The organism is Klebsiella pneumoniae subsp. pneumoniae HS11286 (genome assembly GCF_000240185.1).
Classification (GTDB): Bacteria; Pseudomonadota; Gammaproteobacteria; order Enterobacterales; family Enterobacteriaceae; genus Klebsiella; species Klebsiella pneumoniae.
In genome coordinates this window covers 1,842,913-1,864,348 of the sequence record NC_016845.1, presented here as the reverse complement: position 1 = coordinate 1,864,348, position 21,436 = coordinate 1,842,913, and the positions used below count along the sequence as shown (strand labels likewise).

Annotated in this window: 16 protein-coding genes; 6 read left to right on the top strand and 10 right to left on the bottom strand. The window is 58.3% G+C overall.

Features of this window, described 5'->3' with window-relative positions; all coding sequences use genetic code 11:
• Nucleotides 1–187: 187 nt before the first annotated feature.
• From KPHS_18040 to KPHS_17990, 6 genes are all read right to left on the bottom strand, one after another.
• The gene (locus KPHS_18040) at nucleotides 188–1,480 is read right to left on the bottom strand and encodes a seryl-tRNA synthetase (protein ID YP_005226104.1); all 1,293 of its coding nucleotides are present in this window, start codon (nucleotides 1,478–1,480) and stop codon (nucleotides 188–190) included.
• Nucleotides 1,481–1,570: 90 nt separating this feature from the next.
• Entirely contained in the window at nucleotides 1,571–2,914 is a 1,344-nt protein-coding gene (locus KPHS_18030; RefSeq protein YP_005226103.1) for a recombination factor protein RarA, read from the bottom strand.
• 8 nt (nucleotides 2,915–2,922) lie between these two features.
• Nucleotides 2,923–3,534, bottom strand: coding sequence for an outer-membrane lipoprotein carrier protein (locus KPHS_18020; RefSeq protein YP_005226102.1), 612 nt, complete (start codon nucleotides 3,532–3,534; stop codon nucleotides 2,923–2,925).
• A gap of 122 nt (nucleotides 3,535–3,656) precedes the next feature.
• On the bottom strand, nucleotides 3,657–7,931 hold the full coding sequence (locus KPHS_18010; RefSeq protein YP_005226101.1) for a cell division protein: 4,275 nt from the start codon (nucleotides 7,929–7,931) through the stop codon (nucleotides 3,657–3,659).
• A 135-nt stretch (nucleotides 7,932–8,066) separates the two neighbouring features.
• Nucleotides 8,067–8,561, bottom strand: a complete 495-nt coding sequence (locus KPHS_18000) for a leucine-responsive transcriptional regulator (RefSeq protein YP_005226100.1) — start codon at nucleotides 8,559–8,561, stop codon at nucleotides 8,067–8,069.
• Nucleotides 8,562–8,844: 283 nt separating this feature from the next.
• Nucleotides 8,845–8,976 (bottom strand): hypothetical protein, encoded by a 132-nt coding sequence (locus KPHS_17990; RefSeq protein YP_005226099.1) that lies wholly within the window; start codon nucleotides 8,974–8,976, stop codon nucleotides 8,845–8,847.
• A 117-nt stretch (nucleotides 8,977–9,093) separates the two neighbouring features.
• Here KPHS_17990 and KPHS_17980 point away from each other — a divergent pair, with 117 nt between their 5' ends.
• The 5 genes from KPHS_17980 to KPHS_17940 all read left to right on the top strand — a co-directional run bounded on the left by KPHS_17980 (nucleotide 9,094) and on the right by KPHS_17940 (nucleotide 14,983).
• Nucleotides 9,094–10,062: a thioredoxin reductase gene (locus tag KPHS_17980; protein ID YP_005226098.1), complete on the top strand. Its 969-nt coding sequence runs from the start codon at nucleotides 9,094–9,096 to the stop codon at nucleotides 10,060–10,062.
• Between the two features lie 114 nt (nucleotides 10,063–10,176).
• On the top strand, nucleotides 10,177–11,943 hold the full coding sequence (locus tag KPHS_17970; RefSeq protein YP_005226097.1) for a cysteine/glutathione ABC transporter membrane/ATP-binding protein: 1,767 nt from the start codon (nucleotides 10,177–10,179) through the stop codon (nucleotides 11,941–11,943).
• Nucleotides 11,944–13,665 carry a cytochrome-related transport system ATP-binding component gene (locus tag KPHS_17960; RefSeq protein ID YP_005226096.1) on the top strand — a complete coding sequence of 574 codons (1,722 nt, stop codon included), beginning with the start codon at nucleotides 11,944–11,946 and terminating at the stop codon, nucleotides 13,663–13,665.
• 26 nt (nucleotides 13,666–13,691) lie between these two features.
• Complete coding sequence (locus KPHS_17950) at nucleotides 13,692–14,411, top strand: leucyltransferase (RefSeq protein YP_005226095.1); 720 nt, start codon at nucleotides 13,692–13,694, stop codon at nucleotides 14,409–14,411.
• Between the two features lie 353 nt (nucleotides 14,412–14,764).
• Nucleotides 14,765–14,983, top strand: coding sequence for a translation initiation factor IF-1 (locus KPHS_17940; protein ID YP_005226094.1), 219 nt, complete (start codon nucleotides 14,765–14,767; stop codon nucleotides 14,981–14,983).
• 120 nt (nucleotides 14,984–15,103) lie between these two features.
• Here the strand turns inward: KPHS_17940 and KPHS_17930 are convergent, their stop codons facing one another.
• Both KPHS_17930 and KPHS_17920 read right to left on the bottom strand, forming a co-directional pair.
• Entirely contained in the window at nucleotides 15,104–17,383 is a 2,280-nt protein-coding gene (locus KPHS_17930) for an ATP-dependent Clp protease ATP-binding subunit (protein YP_005226093.1), read from the bottom strand.
• 30 nt (nucleotides 17,384–17,413) lie between these two features.
• Nucleotides 17,414–17,731 (bottom strand): ATP-dependent Clp protease adaptor protein ClpS, encoded by a 318-nt coding sequence (locus KPHS_17920; RefSeq protein YP_005226092.1) that lies wholly within the window; start codon nucleotides 17,729–17,731, stop codon nucleotides 17,414–17,416.
• Nucleotides 17,732–18,056: 325 nt separating this feature from the next.
• Between KPHS_17920 and KPHS_17910 the strand changes: the two genes are divergently transcribed.
• A complete protein-coding gene (locus KPHS_17910; protein ID YP_005226091.1) occupies nucleotides 18,057–18,278 on the top strand; it encodes a DNA replication inhibitor in 222 nt (73 codons plus the stop codon).
• A gap of 76 nt (nucleotides 18,279–18,354) precedes the next feature.
• Here the strand turns inward: KPHS_17910 and KPHS_17900 are convergent, their stop codons facing one another.
• Both KPHS_17900 and KPHS_17890 read right to left on the bottom strand, forming a co-directional pair.
• Nucleotides 18,355–20,295: an ABC-type macrolide transport system efflux carrier gene (locus tag KPHS_17900; protein ID YP_005226090.1), complete on the bottom strand. Its 1,941-nt coding sequence runs from the start codon at nucleotides 20,293–20,295 to the stop codon at nucleotides 18,355–18,357.
• Entirely contained in the window at nucleotides 20,292–21,407 is a 1,116-nt protein-coding gene (locus KPHS_17890) for a macrolide transporter subunit MacA (protein ID YP_005226089.1), read from the bottom strand. Before KPHS_17890 ends, KPHS_17900 begins: the two co-directional genes overlap by 4 nt.
• Nucleotides 21,408–21,436: the final 29 nt, after the last annotated feature.

The following is a 21,436-nucleotide window of genomic DNA, read 5'->3' as shown; positions in this document are numbered from 1 at the left end:
GGTTGCTCACAATAAACTGACAAGCGTTATATAGACATATATATAATGCTTTGCGATATTATTGGTTTTTTATGCTGGTTTAATCCAAAGGGAGTATCACTGCATTCGCGAAAAGGATTATTGCCCGGTATCAATAAGGGCGTAAAAAAAGCGCCCGCAGGCGCTTTTAAAAGAAGGAGTGAGAAGTTTAGCCGATATATTCGAGGCCGCGCATATACGGGCGCAGCACTTCCGGGATCTCGATACGGCCATCAGCCTGCTGATAGTTTTCCATCAGCGCCACCAGCGTACGACCTACTGCCAGGCCAGAACCATTCAGGGTATGAACGAGACGGGTCTTCTTATCGGACTTGCTGCGGCAGCGAGCCTGCATACGACGCGCCTGGAAATCCCAGACGTTGGAGCAGGAGGAGATCTCACGATAAGTGTTTTGCGCCGGAACCCATACTTCGAGGTCATAGGTTTTGCAGGCGCTGAAGCCCATATCGCCGGTGCACAGCGCGACCTTACGGTACGGCAGGCCCAGCAGCTGCAGCACTTTCTCGGCGTGACCGGTCATCTCTTCCAGCGCGGCCATAGAGTCTTCCGGGCGGACGATCTGCACCATTTCAACTTTATCGAACTGGTGCATACGGATCAGACCGCGGGTGTCGCGGCCATAGGAACCGGCTTCAGAGCGGAAGCACGGCGTATGGGCGGTCATTTTGATCGGCAGATCGTCTTCGTCGATGATTTCATCGCGCACCAGGTTGGTCAGCGGCACTTCCGCCGTCGGGATCAGCGCGTAGTTGCTGCTGTCAGCCTCTTCTTCCAGCGGACGGGTATGGAACAGGTCGCCGGCGAATTTCGGCAGCTGGCCAGTGCCATACAGGGTGTCCTGGTTTACCAGGTACGGGACATAGTTTTCGCTGTAGCCATGCTGTTCGGTGTGCAGATCCAGCATGAACTGCGCCAGGGCGCGGTGCAGACGGGCCAGCTGCCCTTTCATCACCACGAAGCGCGAGCCGGTGAGCTTAACGGCGGCGGCAAAATCCAGCCCCCCGTGCATTTCACCCAGCGTCACATGATCGCGCACCTCAAAATCGAACTGACGCGGCGTACCCCAGCGGCTAACTTCAACGTTGTCGTTTTCATCGCGACCAACCGGCACATCATCATGAGGAATATTCGGGATCGCCAGCGCGATATCGCGAATTTCCGCCAGCAGCGTTTCCAGCTCGGATTTTGCAGCATCCAGTTGTTCGCCAAGCTTGTTAACTTCCAGGCGTAATGGCTCGATGTCTTCCCCGCGCGCTTTCGCCTGGCCAATGGATTTCGATCGGGAGTTACGCTCCGCCTGCAGGTTTTCCGTTTGCACCTGCAGAACTTTACGACGCTCTTCAAGCGCGCGAAGTTTATCTACATCCAGCTTAAAGCCCCGGCGTGCCAGTTTTTCTGCGACTGCGTCTGGCTCGGTACGCAGCAGATTGGGATCGAGCATGCTTATCCTGTGCTTATCGAATTAAAAAAGAAAAGTGGCCGCAGACTACGACCACGGAAATAGTGTAATAACCTTACCGCAACGCCTCAATTAGCGGTAGCGTTTTATCGGGCTATTTTGATCCTGTTCAGCGAGCCAGGCGAGCTTTTCGCCAATTTTGCCCTCAAGCCCCCGGTTTGTCGGGTGATAATAGCGCGTTTGCGCCATTTCCTGCGGGAAGTACTGCTCGCCGGCGGCGTAGGCGTTGGGTTCGTCATGAGCGTAACGATACTCCTGGCCGTAGCCCATCTCTTTCATCAGCTTCGTCGGCGCATTGCGCAGATGAACCGGAACGTCGTAGTCAGGACGATCCCGCGCGTCGGCCAGCGCCGCTTTGAAGGCGGTGTACACCGCGTTGCTCTTCGGCGCGCAGGCCAGATAGACGATGGCCTGGGCAATCGCCCGTTCGCCTTCCGCCGGCCCGACGCGGGTAAAGCAATCCCACGCCGAAATAGCGACCTGCATCGCCCGCGGGTCGGCGTTGCCGACATCTTCCGAGGCAATCGCCAGACAGCGGCGGGCAACGTACAGCGGATCGCCGCCGGCGGTGATGATCCGCGCGTACCAGTAAAGTGCCGCATCCGGCGCGCTTCCGCGCACCGACTTATGCAGAGCAGAAATCAAATCGTAGAACCGGTCGCCTTTATTATCAAAGCGCGCGCTACGCTCGCCGGCGATCTCGGTCAGCAGTTCCGCCTTCAGCACCCGCTTGCCCGAGTCATCGCTTTCGGCCATATCGGCCATCATTTCCAGGGTATTCAGCGCTCGCCGCGCGTCGCCGTTCACTAGCTCGGCAATGGCCCTGCGGGTCTCATCCGGCAAAATGATATCCTGGCCGCCGTAGCCGCGGGTTTTATCGTTCATCGCCTGGTCAAGCACCCGCTCGATATCGTCGGTGGTGAGCGATTTCAGTAAGTAGACGCGAGCGCGGGAGAGCAGCGCCGAGTTAAGCTCAAAGGAGGGGTTTTCGGTGGTCGCGCCAATAAAAGTAATGGTGCCGTCTTCAATATGCGGCAGAAAGGCATCCTGCTGGCTTTTATTAAAGCGATGCACTTCGTCAACAAACAGGATGGTCCGCCGGCCGGCGTTGCGATTTTGCCGCGCGCGCTCAATAGCCTCGCGAATCTCTTTCACCCCGGAGGTTACCGCTGAGATCCGTTCGACATCGGCGCTGGCGTAGCGGGCAATCACTTCCGCCAGAGTGGTCTTGCCGGTACCCGGCGGCCCCCAGAGGATCATCGAATGCAGGTGCCCGGCCTCAATGGCCCGCGGCAGGGGTTTACCCGGCGCCAGCAGGTGCTGCTGGCCAATATACTGCGCTAAATTTTCTGGCCGCATGCGAGCGGCCAGAGGTTGAAACGCGTTGTCGGAAAAATCGAGCGACAGATTGCTCACTTTCGCCTCTACTTACGTTGATCGTCCACCGTCACCCCTTTCGGCGGCGTAAAGGTGAACTTAGCTGCGTCGACGGCGCCGTTCTGCTGCGATTTCAGCTGATAGCTGCTGCGCTGATCATCCTGCTCGACGGCGCTGAACTGATGGATAGTGCCGTCCCGACCGACGTTGATCGTGAACTGCTTGAGGTTGCCGCTGCCGCTTTTTGGCGTCAGCACAAAATCATCGCCATTTTGCTTGATATTATATTGCTGCCAGTCGCTGGACTGGTTGCGGGCAATCAGCATAAACGGCGTGTTGCTGGTAGCGTCTTTCAGCCAGGTCGCCGTGGCCTGCTCGACGAACGGGTTATAGAACCACAGCGTTTTACCATCCGAAACGAGGACGCTCTCATCCGGCTGGGTCATATGCCAGTTAAACAGGTTCGGGCGTTTCACCCACAGGTCTCCCTGCCCGTCCTGCACGGCGTTACCGCTGCCGTCGGTGACTTTTTGCGTGAAGCTGGCATGGAAGCTGCTCACTTTATCAAGACGGCTTTTTAAGTCGCTGGCCGCATCTGCCCAGACCTGGCTGACGACCATACCAGACAGTAATGCACAGGTGATTGCGAGTTTTTTCATTGTTCTTCCTTAATGTGCGTCACTCCCGACGCGGGAGCCTCTTCTGCCCCTACTGTAGGACCGCCGGCGGCGGCGGGACAGAAGAATTGGCTGATTTTGCGCTTATTTACCCAACTTTGCACTCATTCAAAGGGCGGCGGCGCCAGCACTTCGCGGTTACCGTTATGGCCCTGCTCGCTGACGATACCCTGCGCTTCCATCTGTTCGATAATACGCGCGGCACGGTTATAGCCGATGCGGAACTGACGCTGAACCCCGGAAATCGACGCTTTGCGCTTCTCGGTCACAAAGTTGACTGCCTGATCGAACAACGGATCCAGCTCTTCCCCGCCGTCGAAGCCGCCACCGCCGCCTTCGCTTTCGCTGTCGGAGGTAATGCCATCCACATATTGCGGGCGACCGCGGGCTTTCCAGTCCTGAACCACGGCGTGGACTTCCTGGTCGCGCACAAACGCCCCGTGGACACGCACCGGCGTGGTAGAGTTCGGCCCGGAGTAAAGCATATCCCCCATACCCAGCAGCGATTCCGCGCCGCCCTGATCGAGAATGGTACGTGAGTCAATTTTACTCGACACGGTAAAGGCGATGCGCGTCGGGATGTTGGCCTTAATCAGGCCGGTAATAACATCTACCGACGGACGCTGTGTCGCCAGCACCAGGTGGATCCCCGCCGCGCGCGCTTTCTGCGCCAGGCGAGCGATCAGCTCTTCCACCTTTTTGCCGACGGTCATCATCAGATCGGCGAATTCATCCACCAGCACCACGATGTACGGCAGTTTTTCCAGCACCGGATGTACGGCGTCCATGCTGTCGCCAGGCTTCCAGTACGGATCCGGGATCGGACGTCCCATGCGCGCGGCTTCGGCGATCTTCTCGTTGTAGCCCGCGAGGTTACGCACGCCCAGCGCCGACATCAGCTTGTAGCGGCGCTCCATCTCATTGACGCTCCAGCGCAGCGCATTGGCGGCGTCTTTCATGTCGGTGACTACTTCCGTCAGCAGGTGCGGAATTCCTTCGTAGACCGACAGCTCGAGCATTTTCGGGTCGATCATAATGAAACGCACATCTTCCGGCTGCGCCTTGTAGAGCATGCTGAGGATCATGGCGTTGACGCCAACAGACTTACCGGAACCGGTGGTACCGGCCACCAGCAGATGCGGCATTTTCGCCAGATCGGCTACTACCGGATCGCCAGCGATGTCTTTACCCAACACCACGGTGAGCGGAGATGGGTTATCACGGAACTTGGCGTTGTCGAGCACTTCACGCAGGTAGACGGTCTGGCGTTTTTTATTCGGCAGCTCAAGCCCGACATACGGTTTGCCCGGGATCACCTCCACCACGCGCACGGCGACCGTTGACAGCGATCGCGCCAGGTCCCGTGACAGGTTAGAGATCCGTGCGGCCTTAACGCCAGGCGCCAGATTCAGTTCGAAGCGGGTGATCACCGGCCCCGGTGAGTAGTTCACCACATCCGCTTTAATGCGGAAATCGGCGAGTCGCGCTTCCACCAGGCGTGCCATCTGCTCGAGAGCAAAGGTATCCACCGGCTCGACTTCACTCGGCGGCGGGGTAAGCAGATCCAGCGACGGCAGTGGCGTGGTCGGCTTTTGCAGCGGTCGACTATCGCCATTGCGCATCAGCAGCGGGTGGATCAGGCTCTCCTGCGGCGCAGGGGCGGCAGGCTGATGCCCCTGAGGGGCAACCGGTTGTTGCGGCTGCACGGGCTGCGACGCAGTCGGATAGGACTGCGGCTGCGGCGGCACAGGCTGATGGTGTATCGGCTGATGCTGCGCAGGTTGATAACCCTGCTGCGGAGCGGCCGCCGGTTGTTGATAGCGCTGGGCCGGCTGCTGCGGCTGGACTTCCGGCGTCGGCGTAAACAGCGGTTCGCTCGGGCCGTCATTGACCAACGTTTTCATCGGCGAGAATTCATAATCTGCCGGCGAGAACGGGTTGGCGCCCGGCGGCTGCTCGGTAGCGTACCGCTGCTGCTGGGTAGCGGCAAACTGACGCGCCAGCTCCGCTTCCGCGGCGGCGTCGGCCTCATCGTCATCAGTCGCGTTATCGTCTTCCCAGCGATGACCGTAGCGCTGCTGCTGGGTGGCGGCGAACTGGCGAGCCAGTTCATCCTGCTCCATAGCATCCGCTTCCTCATCCGAGAGCAGCTCATCATCATAATGCGGATCGCGCTCCGCCTGCCGCGCGCGCTGTTCCGCCTCCCGCTGCGACGGTAGCTTGATGCCGTAGGAGGCCAGTTCCCGACGCGTAGGAACACGCACGCGATTGGGCCGCGGTAGTTTTGGACCGATGCCCTCTTTCACCTGAACCCGTGGGCCGCTGGACGCCGGGCTGAACAATGGCGTAGCCGCAGCGGATGCGGCAGTGGACGAGGTTGCTGCCGCCGCGCCGCCGCTGGCGGCGGTAGCCTGATGCACCCCAGCCGCTACCGCAGAGACTACGGTTGTCTCCACTGGCGGTTTGGACGCAGTGGTCGGCGGCGTCAGCGGTTTAGTGGCAATCGGACTTTCCGGCTCAGGAATTGGCTGATACCAGGAGGCCAACAGCTCGCGTTCGCGCGCCCGCTTCTCTTCCACTTCCTCGAAATAATAGAGCGGCGGACGTTTCACTTCCTCCTGCACGACCTCGGGCTCTGGCTCCGGTGGGGGAACTGGCGCGCTTTGCGGCTGATACGCCGCTGGCTCCGGCTGATACGGCTGCGGCGCGGGCTGGCCGGCATTCGGATCGTAAGCCGGCTGCTGATAGGTCTGAGGCGCAGGCTGACCGGCATAGGGATCGTAAGCCGGCTGCTGATACGGCGCTGGCTCAGGCTGATAGGCCTGCGGCGCAGGTTGACCGGCATACGGATCGTAAGCCGGCTGCTGATACGGCGCTGGCTCAGGCTGATAGGCCTGCGGCGCAGGTTGACCGGCATGCGGATCGTAAGCCGGCTGCTGATACGGCGCTGGCTCAGGCTGATAGGCCTGCGGCGCAGGTTGACCGGCATACGGATCGTAAGCCGGCTGCTGATACGGCGCTGGCTCAGGCTGATAGGCCTGCGGCGCAGGTTGACCGGCACGCGGATCGTAAACCGGCTGTTGATACGGCGCTGGCTCAGGCTGATAGGCCTGCGGCGCAGGTTGACCGGCACGCGGATCGTAAACCGGCTGTTGATACGGCGCTGGCTCAGGCTGATACGCCTGCGGTGCGGTTTGCCCCGCTGGCGGCTGATAAGCAGCCTGCTGGAACGGAGCGGGTTCAGGCTGATAGGCCTGCTGCGGCGGATAGCTGGCTTCCGGCTGATAAGCTGGCGCAGCGCCGTGATGGCCCACCGGTGATTCTGCCCACGCCTGCGGCGCGGCAGTAGCCGCCGCCGCTGCGCTTACCGGCTCAGCGATACTGTGGCCATTCAACAACGGATCGTAAGGGTCGAAATCGCCCGGGCGCACGGCGCTGGCGCCGGAGAACAGCACATCATCCTCTGCGGGACGCGCGGCGCTGGCGCCGGAAAACAGTACATCGTCGGCGGCAACAGGCGCCCCGCTGGCGCTGTATTGCACCACCTCTTCGCCGTCATCCATCCGTTTGCCGGAGAAAAGCGCAGCGTCGGTTTTACGCCCCATAGGGTTGGTAAACTTCTCGGCCAGACGCTTACGCCGCGCCAGCGCGCTGCGTAAGATACGGGCGCGACGCGATTCCTGCGGCCTGGCCGCCTCTTCGTCGTCGTACTCTTCCTCGTCGTCTTCGTATTCGCCTTCATCGACCCAGGTATCATCCCGACGGGTACGGTTGCTGGCAAAGGTGAGAACGGACAGGATGCCGCCGCCCAGCTTTTCCGCAATGCTGACCCACGACCAGCCGGTGAACAGCGTCAGCCCGGCCGCCCAGATACACAACAGGGCGATGGTGCCGCCGCTGCTGTGCAGCAGGGGTTGCAGCGTGGTGCTCAGCAGGCTGCCGATCACCCCGCCGGAGGCGAAGTACCAGATATCATCGGCGTTAATCGCCGCCAGACCACAGGAGGTCAGGATCAGGGCTAACGCACCGATGAGGCGAAGGGAAACGGCAAAATAATCAATGTATTCGTCGTTTTCCTGATGCCGCCAGGCAAACCAGCATCCGCCGATGATGATCACCGGGATGGTGTAGGCCATGACGCCAAAAATGAAAAAGAGGGTATCGGCAAGCCACGCACCGGGGGCGCCGCCTAAATTATGAATAGGCTCATGCCATGCCGTTTGCGACCAGCTGGGGTCCGAGGGGTTAAAGCTCAGTAGTGCCGCCATCAGCCAGATGGCGAAGAGGGAGCAAAGGATGAGCATCGCCTCAAGGAGTCGGCGCCCGCTGCTGAGTTTGGTTAGTTTGACTTCTTTGTCTTCGGTGTATTCCTGGCTCAAGAAAGGCTCTCCAGGTATCAGGCTGTTTCCTGCCTGCTGCTAAAACGGACAACAGCGCCGGGTCTCCCCGGCACTGTTGCTGTATGGATTAACAGGAGTGTAATCAAACTACGTCGAGTTTGCACCTGTTCCGTGTTAGCGCGTCTTAATAACCAGACGATTACTTTGCTTGACTTCTTCCATTACCACGTAGGTACGGGTGTCGTTAACGCCCGGCAGGCGCAGCAAGGTCTCGCCCAGTAATTTACGATACGCTGACATATCCGGTACACGGGTTTTCAACAGATAGTCGAAATCACCGGAAACCAGATGACACTCTTGAATTTCTTCAAGTTTTTGTACTGCGGCGTTAAATTGCTCAAACACATCCGGTGCGCCACGATTCAGAGTAATCTCAACAAATACCAGAAGTGATGCATCCAGATAATGCGGGTTGAGCAGCGCCGTATAGCCCTGAATAAAACCCTGTCTTTCAAGACGACGCACACGCTCAAGGCAAGGCGTCGGAGAAAGTCCCACCCGTTTAGAAAGCTCGACGTTAGAAATTCGCCCATCTTTTTGCAATTCATTCAGGATGTTACGATCAATGCGGTCGAGATCTTTGCCAGGGCGCTTCTTGCTATCTACCATTATTATTGTCTCTCTGTATTCCTTCCCTACTCCTGTTCCGGCTCTGAGCCTTCACTGCCAGAGCCCATCCTGTTATCACCCGTACGACATTGGGTAACCCAGGGGTACGTGAGAAGCCCGTTGCCTGACGGCAGTCACCGACATCACGCATGGCGTCTGTCCACACCATGCGTAGATTTCGTTAACCCGGATAAAAATGGCATTTGCGTGCATGAAAATTCGCCGCACGCTAAATACTGCTTTTCTTCTTCCTTGAATGTTTTCGCAAAAGCACAGGTGATTGTCAAAGCAAAACATCGATTTTTAGTACAAGATGCCAGATATTCATCATCCGCCCTGGTTGATTCTCATTTTTTCGTCTTATAATTGTCCCGCCGACAGTAGAAATAGTTATATTCCTTGCCGGGAAAATCACCAATTCATTGGCAGCTTCTATTGCACACATCGTTAACAAAATCGCTGTGCTCTTTTTTTACGACAACAAATTCCCTACAATCCCAGCCCAATGTATGCCAATTATTATGGGGATCTCATGGGCACAGCCAAACACAGTAAACTGCTTATCCTTGGTTCTGGACCTGCGGGATACACCGCGGCGGTCTATGCCGCACGCGCCAACCTGCAGCCGGTGCTGATCACCGGGATGGAAAAAGGCGGTCAGCTGACCACCACGACGGAAGTGGAAAACTGGCCAGGCGATCCGAACGATCTCACCGGTCCGCTGCTGATGGAGCGCATGCACGAGCATGCCGCAAAATTTGAAACCGAGATCATTTTCGACCATATCAGCCGCGTCGATTTGCAAAACCGCCCGTTCCGTCTGACAGGCGACAGCGGCGAGTACACCTGTGACGCGCTGATCATCGCCACCGGCGCTTCCGCCCGTTACCTGGGCCTGCCTTCCGAAGAAGCCTTCAAAGGCCGCGGCGTTTCCGCGTGCGCTACCTGCGACGGATTCTTCTATCGCAACCAGAAAGTGGCGGTGATCGGCGGCGGCAACACCGCAGTGGAAGAGGCTCTGTATCTGTCGAATATCGCCTCTGAGGTACACCTGATCCACCGTCGCGATTCCTTCCGTGCGGAAAAAATCCTCATCAAACGCCTGATGGATAAAGTGGCAAGCGGCAACATCGTGCTGCATACCGATCGTACCCTCGAAGAGGTGACCGGCGACCAGATGGGCGTCAGCGGCCTGCGCCTGCGCGATACCAAAAACAGCGACAATGTCGAGTCCCTGGAAGTGGCTGGTTTATTTGTCGCCATCGGCCACAGCCCGAACACCGCCATCTTTGAGGGCCAGCTGGAGCTGGAGAACGGCTACATCAAAGTGCAGTCCGGTATCCACGGCAATGCGACCCAGACCAGCATCCCGGGCGTGTTCGCCGCCGGCGATGTCATGGACCATATCTATCGTCAGGCCATCACTTCTGCGGGCACCGGCTGCATGGCGGCGCTGGACGCGGAGCGTTACCTCGACGGTTTGGCTGACGCTTGCAAATAATCTTTACAAGTCAGTAACAAAGGTAAAGAAGGCGACGAAAAGTCGCCTTTATTTTTGCTGCGATGTAACATTGCCGTGCCCAATACTCCGATAACGACACCTGCAAAGCGCGCAATGAATAAAACCCGTCAACAAGAGTTAACCCGCTGGTTAAAACAGCAAAGCATTATCTCCCGTCGCTGGTTGATGATTTCCCGCCTGCTTGGCGTGGCGAGCGGTCTGCTGATCGTGGCGCAGGCCTGGTTCCTGGCGCGGATCCTGCACCGGATGGTGATGGAGAATATTCCAGCGACCGCCCTGCTGCTGCCGCTCACGCTGCTGGTGCTGATCTTTGTACTACGCGCCTGGGTGGTCTGGCTGCGTGAGCGGGTCGGCTTTCAGGCCGGGCAGCATATTCGCTATGAAATTCGCCGCCAGGTTCTTGACCGCCTCCAGCAGGCAGGCCCGGCGTGGATCCAGGGCAAACCGGCCGGCAGCTGGGCAACGCTTATTCTTGAGCAAATCGACGACATGCACGACTATTATGCCCGCTACCTGCCCCAGATGACGCTGGCGGCCTGCGTACCGCTGCTGATCGTTATTACTATTTTTCCGATTAACTGGGCCGCCGCGCTAATCCTTCTCGGCACCGCCCCGCTGATCCCGCTTTTCATGGCGCTGGTCGGGATGGGCGCCGCCGACGCCAACCGGCGTAACTTCCAGGCGCTGGCCCGCCTCAGCGGCCACTTCCTCGACCGCCTGCGCGGCATGGAAACCCTGCGTATTTTTCATCGCGGTCAGGCAGAAACCGATAATATTCGCGACGCCTCGCAGGATTTTCGCCAACGCACCATGGAAGTCCTGCGTCTGGCCTTCCTCTCCTCCGGGGTTCTGGAGTTTTTCACCTCCCTCTCCATTGCGCTGGTAGCGGTGTATTTTGGCTTTTCTTACCTTGGCGAGCTGAACTTCGGCCACTATGGCGCGGGCGTCACGCTGATGGCGGGATTCCTGACGCTGATCCTCGCCCCGGAATTTTTCCAGCCGTTACGTGACCTGGGTACCTTCTACCATGCCAAAGCTCAGGCCGTGGGCGCCGCAGACAGCCTGAAAACGTTTATGGAAACGCCGCTGACCCAGGTAGAGCGTGGCGAGAAAACGTTAAATGACAACGATCTGATTAGCGTGGAAGCGCGCGACCTGGTGATCAAATCTCCGGAAGGTAAAGTTCTGGCGGGGCCGCTTAATTTTGCGCTGCCCGCCGGCGCTCGCGTGGTGCTGGTCGGCCAGAGCGGATCCGGGAAAAGCTCTTTGCTGAATACACTGCTCGGCTTTCTGCCCTATGAGGGGTCGCTGATGGTCAACGGCGTAGAGCTGCGCGAGCTGGACGCTGAGCGCTGGCGCCGCCTGCTGAGCTGGGTAGGACAGAATCCGCAGTTGCCTGCCGCCACGCTGCGGGAAAACGTGCTGCTGGCGTGGCCCGAAGCTAGCGAAGCACAGCTTAGGCTGGCGCTGGACAAGGCCTGGGTCAGCGAGTTTATCGCCCTGCTGCCGCAGGGGATCCATACCGCCGTAGGCGATCAGGCGGGGCGTCTGTCGGTAGGCCAGGCGCAGCGTATCGCGGTCGCCCGCGCGCTGTTGGTGCCGTGCCGCCTGCTGCTGCTGGATGAACCTGCCGCCAGCCTTGACGCCCATAGCGAACAGCGAGTCATGCAGGCCCTGACCCACGCCTCCAGTGAGCAAACCACGCTGCTGGTCACCCATCAGCTTGAGGGGCTGGCCGACTGGGACGACGTCTGGGTGATGCAGGACGGACAGATTATCGAACAAGGCGACTACGCCACGCTGGCCCGTGCTGGTGGGGTCTTCTCGGCGCTGCTGGCCCATCGTCAGGAGGAGATTTAAATGCGCGCACTTTTACCCTATCTGGCGCTCTATAAACGCCATAAATGGATGCTGCTGCTTGGCGTCGTGCTGGCCATTGTGACCCTGCTGGCCAGCATCGGCCTGCTGACACTCTCCGGCTGGTTCCTCTCCGCCTCAGCGGTGGTGGGCGTCGCCGGGATCTACAGTTTTAACTATATGCTGCCTGCCGCGGGCGTTCGCGGCGCGGCAATTATCCGTACCGCCGGGCGCTACTTTGAGCGCCTGGTCAGCCACGACGCTACCTTTCGCGTGCTGCAGCACCTGCGCGTTTTCACCTTCAGCAAACTGCTCCCCCTCTCTCCGGCGGGGCTGGCGCGCTTTCGCCAGGGTGAGCTGCTCAACCGGGTGGTAGCCGACGTTGACACCCTGGATCATCTCTACCTGCGGGTCATTTCGCCGCTGGTCGGCGCGCTGGTGGTGATTGTGGTCGTCACCTGCGGATTAAGTCTGCTCGACGTCACCCTCGCGCTGACGCTCGGCGGTATCATGCTGGCGACCCTGCTGGTTATGCCGCCGCTGTTCTATCGCGCAGGTAAGCCAGCCGGCGAAAGTATGACGCAGCTGCGCGGCCAGTATCGCCAACAGCTCACCGCCTGGCTGCAGGGTCAGGCGGAGCTGATGGTATTTAACGCCAGCGACCGCTACCGCGCACAAATGGAAAAGACCGAGCTCAGCTGGCAGGATGCACAGCGGCGCCAGGCCGAGCTGACCGCGCTTTCGCAGGCGGTAATGCTGTTAATCGGTGGCATCGCCGTGGTGGCCATGCTCTGGCTGGCCTCAGACGGCGTCGGCGGCAATAGTCAGCCCGGGGCGCTGATCGCGCTATTCGTATTCTGCGCGCTGGCGGCTTTTGAAGCCCTGGCGCCAGTCACTGGCGCTTTCCAGCATTTAGGCCAGGTGATGGCCTCCGCGCGGCGGATCTCGCAGATTACCGACCAGCAGCCGGAGGTCACCTTTGTCGAAGATGAAGCCAGTCCGCCAGCGCAGGTGGCCCTAACGCTTCGGGAGGTCACCTTCCGCTATCCTCAGCAGCCCTCCCCTGCCCTGGAGAATATTTCCCTGCAGATTGCCGCCGGAGAGCACATCGCCATTCTTGGCCGGACCGGCTGCGGAAAATCGACGCTGTTGCAGTTGCTTACCCGCGCCTGGGACCCGTCACAGGGAGAGATTCTGCTCAACAATCAGCCGCTCTCCGGCCTCAGCGAAGCCACTCTGCGGCAGGCAATGAGCGTAGTGCCGCAGCGCGTGCACCTGTTCAGCGCCACCCTGCGCGACAACCTGCTGCTGGCGGCGCCTGAAGCGGATGACGCTCATCTCAGCGCTACCCTTGAGAAGGTGGGCCTCGAAAAACTGCTGCAAGATGGTGGTCTTAACGGCTGGCTGGGCGAAGGCGGGCGTCAGCTCTCCGGCGGCGAACTGCGCCGACTGGCCATTGCCCGCGCGCTGCTCCACGATGCGCCGCTGATGCTGCTCGATGAACCGACAGAAGGTCTGGATGCGGCCACCGAAAGCCAGATCCTGCATCTGTTGGCAGATGTCATGCGCGACAAAACCGTGCTGATGGTGACCCATCGCCTGCGGGGCCTGGCGGGTTTTAATCAGATAATAGTCATGGACAACGGCCAGATAATTGAGCAAGGTAGTCACGCGGAGCTGCTCGCTAAACAGGGCCGGTACTTCCAGTTTAAACAGCGTCTGTAGGCTATTCTATTATCTAATTTTTGCTGATGCGTATTGAGGTTAAAATGCGTCTGGTTCAGCTCTCCCGGCACTCTATCGCCTTCCCCTCTCCGGAAGGCGCCTTGCGAGAACCTAATGGCCTGCTGGCGCTCGGCGGCGATCTGAGCCCCGCGCGGCTGCTGATGGCCTATCAGCGTGGTATTTTTCCCTGGTTTTCCCCTGGCGACCCGATCCTCTGGTGGTCGCCCGACCCCCGGGCGGTACTTTGGCCAGAGCAATTCCATCTCAGCCGCAGCATGAAGCGCTTTCATCAGCGTTCGCCCTACCGGGTCACGCTCAACCACGCCTTTGGCGAAGTGATTGAGGGCTGCGCCAGCGATCGTGACGAAGGCACCTGGATAACCAGCAGTATCGTTCGCGCCTATCACCAGCTGCATGAGCTGGGTCATGCCCACTCCATTGAAGTCTGGCAGGAGAATACCCTGGTGGGAGGAATGTACGGCGTAGCGCAGGGAGCGCTGTTTTGCGGCGAATCGATGTTTAGCCGGGCGGAAAATGCCTCCAAAACCGCGCTGCTGGTATTTTGCCAGGACTTTGCGCACAGCGGCGGTAAATTAATTGACTGTCAGGTACTGAACAACCATACCGCGTCATTAGGCGCAGTGGATATTCCCCGCCGCGATTATCTGGACTATCTGTCGGTATTACGCGGCTACCGACTGCCCGAGCGATTTTGGGTGCCGCGGGTGCTATTTCCTGGCGGATAATAAAATGTTTTCAGCACATTTTGCGTCAGGATGGTATAATTGCGCGGTAGAGTAGCTTCTGCCTGTTGCCCCGCCGCCGTTTGGGAATAATAAGAGTCAGATAACGCCCATCGTTCTGTCACTCCCCTTTACGTTTGCGCCTGTCACGCGGCATGGCCGTGTGTGTCCCGGGCAATGCGCCAAAACTACTTCGGCGATTCATACCCGTCATATTTCCGTAGCCGCTGCGCTGACTATGCGCCTTGCGGCAAGGTGAATGATTCAGGGTAGATACGTAAAACTTTACTTACATGATGAACTTCGGCATTATCTTGCCGGTTCAAAACTACGGTAGTGATACCCCAGAGGACTAGATGGCCAAAGAAGACAATATTGAAATGCAGGGCACCGTACTTGAAACGTTGCCTAACACTATGTTCCGCGTAGAACTGGAAAACGGTCACGTGGTAACCGCGCATATCTCCGGTAAAATGCGTAAAAACTACATCCGCATTCTGACGGGCGACAAAGTGACTGTTGAGCTGACCCCGTACGACCTGAGCAAAGGCCGCATTGTCTTCCGTAGTCGCTGATTGTTTTCGCCCCTAAGGCGTCAGATGCTGAAGGCCGGGATAATTCCCGGTCTTTTCATTTCTGCCGTCAGCAAAAAAAAACCGGCCCCTGGCCGGTTTTTTTACATTGAAGATATCGCCTTAGTGGGCCGCTTCCGGTTTGTGCTTCGGCGCGCTCTGGAAGTCGTAAGTCAGCGTATTTTTGTCGCTGTCCAGAGAGACAGTGACCTGACCACCGTCGACCAGCGAGCCAAACAGCAGCTCGTTCGCCAGCGGTTTTTTCAGGTTGTCCTGAATGACGCGTCCCATTGGACGTGCCCCCATCGCCCGATCGTAGCCTTTCGTCGCCAGCCAGTCGCGCGCTTCCTGACTCACTTCCAGGGAGACGCCTTTCTGGTCCAGCTGGACCTGCAGCTCGACGATAAACTTGTCGACAACCTGATGGATCACCGTGGTAGACAAATGATCGAACCAGATGATGTTGTCGAGGCGGTTACGGAACTCCGGCGTAAAGATCTTTTTGATCTCATCCATCGCATCCGGACTGTTGTCCTGCTGAATAAGGCCAATCGATTTACGCTCGGTTTCCCGCACCCCGGCGTTGGTGGTCATCACCAGCACCACGTTGCGGAAGTCCGCTTTACGGCCGTTATTATCGGTCAGCGTCCCGTTATCCATCACCTGCAGCAGCAGGTTGAACACGTCCGGATGCGCTTTTTCGATCTCATCAAGCAGCAATACCGCGTGCGGATGTTTAATCACCGCATCGGTCAGCAGCCCGCCCTGATCGAAGCCGACGTAGCCTGGAGGCGCCCCGATCAAACGGCTGACGGTATGACGTTCCATATATTCGGACATGTCAAAGCGCAGCAGCTCAATACCCAACGCCTTCGCCAGCTGGACGGTCACTTCGGTTTTCCCGACCCCGGTCGGCCCGGCGAACAGGAACGATCCCACCGGCTTGTGCTCATGGCCCAGCCCGGCGCGCGCCATTTTAATAGCCTCGGTCAGCGCCTCGATGGCTTTATCCTGTCCAAAGACCAGCATTTTCAGACGGTCGCCCAGGTTTTTCAGCGTGTCGCGATCGCTGCGGGAGACGCTCTTCTCAGGGATCCGCGCAATGCGCGCCACCACTGATTCGATATCCGCCACGTTAACCGTTTTCTTACGCTTGCTGACCGGCATTAAGCGCGCCCGCGCGCCCGCTTCGTCAATGACGTCAATCGCCTTATCCGGCAGATGACGATCGTTAATGTATTTCACCGCCAGTTCTACCGCCGCACGCACCGCTTTGGCGGTATAACGCACATCATGGTGCGCTTCGTACTTCGGCTTCAGGCCGTTGATAATCTGGACCGTCTCTTCCACCGACGGTTCGGTAATATCGATCTTCTGGAAACGGCGGGCCAGCGCACGATCTTTTTCAAAGATGTTGCTGAACTCCTGGTAAGTGGTGGAGCCGATCACCCGGATCTTGCCGCTGGAAAGCAGCGGTTTGATCAGGTTAGCAGCATCGACCTGGCCGCCAGACGCCGCCCCCGCACCGATAATGGTGTGGATTTCATCAATAAACAGGATGCTGTTGGTATCCTGCTCCAGCTGTTTGAGCAACGCTTTGAAGCGTTTTTCAAAATCGCCACGATATTTGGTCCCTGCCAGCAAAGAGCCAATGTCGAGCGAGTAGATAGTGCAGTCGGCCATCACTTCCGGCACATCGCCCTGCACAATACGCCAGGCAAGGCCTTCGGCGATCGCGGTTTTACCGACGCCGGATTCCCCCACCAGCAGCGGGTTATTTTTCCGCCGACGGCACAGGACCTGAATCGCGCGCTCCAGCTCTTTTTCACGGCCGATCAGGGGATCAATGCCGCCGACGCGAGCAAGCTGATTGAGGTTGGTGGTGAAGTTTTCCATACGTTCCTCCCCGCCGGCTTGCTCTTCATTGCCAGGCTGGCTTCCGCTGTTATCGGAAGACTGGCTCGGCTCGTCTTTGCGTGTACCATGAGAAATGAAGTTCACCACATCAAGACGGCTCACTTCATGTTTACGCAGCAGGTAGGCGGCCTGCGACTCCTGCTCGCTGAAAATCGCCACCAGCACGTTGGCGCCGGTCACTTCGCTGCGGCCAGAAGATTGTACGTGGAAGACGGCGCGCTGCAGCACACGCTGGAAGCTTAGCGTCGGCTGGGTGTCGCGCTCTTCTTCCGTGGCTGGCAGAACGGGTGTGGTTTGTTCGATGAAGGCTTCAAGTTCCTGACGCAATGCCACCAGGTCCACTGAACACGCTTCCAGGGCCTCACGGGCCGAGGGGTTGCTTAGCAGAGCCAGCAGCAAGTGCTCGACGGTCATAAACTCATGACGGTGCTCGCGCGCTCTGGCGAAAGCCATATTTAAACTGAGTTCCAGTTCTTGATTGAGCATAGGCACCTCCCCCAATTTTCATGCCTGTATTCAGGCTTTTTCCAGCGTACACAGCAATGGATGCTCGTTCTCCCTCGCGTACTGATTCACCATAGCGACTTTGGTCTCCGCCACTTCCGCGGTAAACACGCCACAAATCGCCTTACCTTCATAGTGAACCGTGAGCATCAGTTGCGTTGCACGTTCAACATCATAAGAAAAGAATTTTTGTAACACGTCAATAACAAACTCCATCGGAGTGTAGTCATCATTGACCAATATCACTTTATACATAGATGGCGGTTTAATCGCATCACGAACTTCGTCGTCAACCAGGTGCTCGAAGTCCAGCCAATCTCTCTTACTCATCGTCAGTGTTCATCATCGGTTGCTGTTGCCAACAGGCGGAGGCCTGTCGATGACCAGAGGTTATGCTCATCACAAATCTACAATAGATCATAGATAACTATCATCTATCGCTTCTATCCGCGACGGCTGTCACATTCCCCGGCAATAGCGTTAACTGCTTCAAATTTTGACGCATTTTTCGCCGTTCCCCCTCCTCAATCGCTTGACGCGTTTTCGTATTTCTCTAAATTGTAGTGGCGAGAGTTGGCGAGCAATTGAACAACTCGTCACTCCACCACCGGTTCATTCCATCTTACTAATAAAGATTTACGAAGGATGTCGAAGTATGGAAATGGGTACTGTTAAGTGGTTCAACAATGCCAAAGGGTTCGGTTTTATCTGCCCTGAGGGCGGCGGCGAAGACATTTTCGCCCATTACTCCACCATCCAGATGGATGGTTACAGAACGCTAAAAGCCGGACAAGCCGTTCGGTTTGATGTTCACCAGGGGCCAAAAGGCAATCACGCCAGCGTGATCGTCCCTGTGGAAGCGGAAACGGCTGCATAACTCTTTTGCTTCATTGTGTACATCCTGCTAATAAAATGCCAGTCCTTCTGACTGGCATTTTTATTTCTCGCCCCGCCTATTCTCGCGCCAGGGCATCCACCGGATCGAGCCGCGCCGCGTTGCGCGCAGGCAGCCAACCAAACAGCACCCCGGTCAGCGTCGAACAGAGAAACGCCGTCAGCAGCGCCAGCGGAGAAAAACCAATCTCCCAGCCGGGGAGAAACAGCTGTAAAATAAAGGCGATCATCAGCGACAATGCTACGCCCAGCGCGCCACCGACCAGGCAAACCAGCACCGCTTCAATGAGAAACTGCTGCAGCACATCGCTGGCCCGGGCGCCAACCGCCATGCGGATGCCGATCTCCCGGGTTCGTTCGGTCACCGACACCAGCATAATATTCATTACGCCAATCCCGCCGACCACCAGGGCAATCACCGCCACCAATGTCAGGAACAGCTGTAAGGTATGTGTGGTCCTTTCGGCGGTTTTCAAGACGCTGTCCATATTCCAGGTGAATACATCTTTTTTACCATGCCGCAGCTCCAGCAGACGCAGCAGCTGTTTCTCTGCGGTTTCACTGTCGTAGCCTTCATGAACGCGCACAGTGATGGAGTTCAGCCACGACTGGCCCATTACTCTTCCCGCCATGGTGGTGTAGGGCAACCAGACGCGGAGAATTTTGCTGCTGCCGAACATCGACTGTTTTTCATCCGCAACGCCAATCACCGTGGCCGGCATATTGCCCACCAGAATCACCTCTCCCACCACTTTCGCTTTATTGGGAAACAGCTGCCGACGGGTATTGCTGTCGAGCACTACCACCTGTGCCCGACTGTTGAGCTGCAGTTCATTGAAGGTATTGCCTTCGCTAAAGGTCATGCCGTAGACATTAAAATACTGTGGACCGACCCCCTCCGCACTGGCGGCAACGTCAATATTGTTGGCGCGCAGGCGCAGGCTTTTTGAAACCGCCGGCGTGGCGGAGCGCACCCACGGCTGCTTCTGGATCGCCAGCAAATCGTCATACTTCAGCGCCTGCTGATAGCGCGGGTCGTCGTCGCCAAAATCCTTACCAGGATACACATCAATGGTATTGGTGCCGATGGCGCGAATATCCGCCAGCACCATCTGCTTGGCGGCATCCCCCACCACCACGATCGACACCACCGAGGCAATACCGATAATAATGCCGAGCATGGTCAGCAGGGTACGCATTTTATTCGCCGCCATCGCTCGCCAGGCCATCACCAGCGCTTCGCGAAAGCCGCTGGTAAACTGACGCCACGCCGAAGGCTCCGCCTGCGGACGGGCGCGCAGTCCGCCGCCCTGGCGGCTGGCGGGCGGGTTGCGGACGATCTCGCCATCGCGGATCTCGACGATCCGCTCCGCCTGAGCGGCGACCTGCGGATCGTGGGTCACAATGATGACCGTGTGCCCCTGCGCTTTTAGCTGGTGCAGGATCGCCATTACCTCTTCGCCGGAATGGCTGTCCAGCGCGCCGGTCGGTTCATCAGCGAGGATCACCTCCCCGCCATTCATCAGGGCGCGGGCGATACTGACCCGCTGCTGCTGACCGCCAGACAACTGTGACGGTTGATAGTCGGCGCGCTCGCCCAGCCCCAGCCGCACCAGCAGCTCATGAGCGCGCGCCAGGCGCGCGCGCCGTTCACTGCCGGCATACACCGCCGGCACTTCGACATTCTGCGCGGCGGTCAGATGGGACAGCAGATGGTAGCGTTGAAAGATAAAGCCAAAGTGTTCCCGCCGCAGACGGGCCAGCGCATCGCCATCCAGCTGCGCGATATCGGTTCCCGCCACCCGATAGGTGCCGCTGGTGGGTTTGTCGAGGCAGCCAAGGATATTCATCAGCGTCGATTTTCCCGAGCCGGAGGCCCCGACGATCGCCACCATCTCACCCGCATGGATGCTGAGGGTGATCCCCTTCAGGACCTCAACGCTGCCGTCGCCGGAAGGATAGCTGCGACGTATATCTCGCAGCTCAAGCAGCGCCGTCATTTTGCCGCCCCGCTCGCGCTCTCGCCGACGATCACTTCGTCGCCCTCTTCCAGACCTTGCACCACTGCGACGTCGGTATCATTGCGGGCGCCAATGATAACCTCACGCTCTTTGACCTCACCGGTGCGCAACAGTCGAACGTGGTAGCGGTTATCGCCTACCGCGTCGCCCAGGGCGCTCAGCGGGATAGTAATCACGTTCTTCACCTCAGCCAGCTGAATGTGCACCTGCGCGGTCATGTCGAGGCGCAGGATCCCCTGCGGGTTCGGTACCTCGAAGCGGGCATAATAGAAGATGGCGTCATTCACTTTTTCCGGCGTCGGCAGAATGTCTTTCAGTTTACCTTCATAACGGGTAAGCGGGTCGCCCAGCACGGTAAACCACGCTTTTTGCCCCGGTCTGAGGTGGATGACATCCGCTTCAGAGACCTGCGCTTTAACCAGCATGGTGCTGAGATCCGCCAGCGTCAGAATGTTAGGCGCCTGCTGGGCGGCGATCACTGTCTGTCCCTGCAGGGTGGTAATTTGCGTCACTTCGCCGGCCATCGGCGCCAGGATCCGCGTGTAATCGAGGTTGGTCTTCGCCGTATCGAGCGTCGCCTGGTTACGCTTTATTTGCGCTTCAATAGTGCCGATCTGCGCCTGTTTCACCGCCAAATCGGTGGCCGCGGTATCAAGGTCCTGCCGCGAGACCAGCTGGCGCTGCGCCAGCTGCTGCTGACGGGCCAGAGTCACTTGCGCCAGTTTGCTCTCCGCGCGCGCCTGATTGAGCTGGGCGCGCAGCTCCATGAGCGTCGCTTCCACCTCTTTAATCTGGTTTTGCGCCTGCTCCGGATCGATAACCCCCAGCAACTGATCCTTTTTAACCTTATCGCCAATATTGACGTGCAGCGTTTTCAGCTGTCCGCTGACCTGGGCGCCGACGTCAACTTTTCGCAGGGCATCCAGTTTGCCGGTGGCCAGCACGCTCTGCTGGAGATCCCCTTTGCGAACTACCAGCGTCTGGTAGTTCGGCAGCGGCGCATTGAGGATCCGCCATCCCCAGATAGCCAGCCCCAGCACAACGATCGCCAACAGCCACCAGACGGTCCTGCGTTTTCCCTTCACTTTCATATTCCGATTCCTGCTGTTTCCCTGCCGCT